We start from the raw sequence: 248 nt of genomic DNA, 5'->3' as shown, positions 1-248 counted from the left end.
CGCCTGGGCTTGCCGGAATACGACCCCGCATCATCCGACGGCAAAATGATCAGCCTTGCGAAGGCTGCGGCACACTTTGGGATTTGCGTCGGATCAGCAAAGAGCCTCGTGCTGAAGGGCATTCTGCCGGCAACGCAAGCGATCAAGGGGGCGCAATGGTTGGTTCCGGTCGACGCGCTGACGTCGGAGTCAGTGCGCATAGCGGTGCAGCGCGTGATCGAACGTCGGCCGAAAAACTACATTGATTA

The 248-nt window shown here is 59.3% G+C and carries 1 pseudogene; it reads left to right on the top strand.

Annotated elements, in window-relative coordinates:
- Nucleotides 1-248, top strand: a pseudogene (locus ALC15_RS44480) (recombinase family protein); the annotation flags it as partial.

Source organism: Bradyrhizobium viridifuturi (assembly GCF_001238275.1).
Classification (GTDB): Bacteria; Pseudomonadota; Alphaproteobacteria; order Rhizobiales; family Xanthobacteraceae; genus Bradyrhizobium; species Bradyrhizobium viridifuturi.
This window is presented reverse-complemented; position numbering and strand designations above follow the sequence as displayed.